The organism is Mesorhizobium sp. M7A.F.Ca.US.006.01.1.1, from assembly GCF_003997935.1.
GTDB lineage: Bacteria > Pseudomonadota > Alphaproteobacteria > Rhizobiales > Rhizobiaceae > Mesorhizobium.
Genome location: NZ_RZQL01000497.1, coordinates 1 through 1,019, shown reverse-complemented (window position 1 = coordinate 1,019; position 1,019 = coordinate 1). Strand labels below are relative to the sequence as shown.

The 1,019-nt window shown below is 59.2% G+C and carries 1 protein-coding gene; it reads left to right on the top strand.

The window, feature by feature from the left end; genetic code table 11:
* Nucleotides 1-3: 3 nt before the first annotated feature.
* A partial coding sequence (locus EN943_RS37145; protein WP_164778616.1) for a porin occupies nt 4-1,019 on the top strand: 1,016 nt, incomplete at its 3' end.

The following is a 1,019-nucleotide window of genomic DNA, read 5'->3' as shown; positions in this document are numbered from 1 at the left end:
AAAATGAACATCAAGAGCCTTCTTCTCGGCTCCGCTGCGGCTTTGGCCGCGGTCACCGGCGCGCGCGCCGCAGACGCGGTCGTCGTCGCCGAGCCCGAACCGGCCGAATACGTCAAGATCTGCGACGTCTACGGCGCCGGCTACTTCTACATCCCCGGCACCGAAACCTGCCTGCGCATCGGCGGCTATGTCCGCTATGACATTGGTGGCGGTGACATCGGCAGTTTCGACGGCGCCCAGGCGCTCGACCACCAGAACGGCGGCATCAACGAAACCTGGAAAAAGAACGCCCGCTTCAACTTAAAGACCTGGACTGGCCAGGAGACCGAACTCGGCACGTTGAAGACTTACACCGAGACGCGCTTCAATTTCGGCAACACGGCCAAGAGCGGTCTCGGTCCCGACTCCAATGGCGGTGTCGGCGCCTATAACAAGCCCGTGTCACTGAACTTCGCCTGGATCCAGCTTGGCGGGCTACGCGTTGGCAAGGACGAATCGGCCTTCGATACGTTCATCGGCTATGCCGGCAACGTCATTCAGGACACCCTCGTACCCTATGGCTCCTTCGATACAAACGTCATCCAGTACTACTTTGATGCCGGCAATGGCCTCACGGCCGTGGTCTCCCTCGAAGAGGGTTCCAAGGCATTCACGATCGACAGCTATGTCCCGCACGTCGTCGGCGGCGTGAAATATAAGCAGGACTGGGGTGCAATCACCGGTGTTGTGTCCTACGACAGCAACTACGAAGAAGTTGCCGGCAAGGTCCGCTTGGACGTAATTGCCACCAGCCAACTGTCGCTCTGGGTGATGGGCGGCTATGGCTCGGATAACAACCTGTCGAACTACCTCGGCAATGGCGGCCGCGGCTTCTACAAGCAGTGGTATGGTCATTGGGCGATCTGGGCCGGCGGCACCTACAAGTTCAACGACAAAACCGCCTTCAATACCCAGATTTCCTATGACCAGGGCAAAAATCTCGGCATCGCGGCGAACGTCGCCTATACGATCGTACCCGG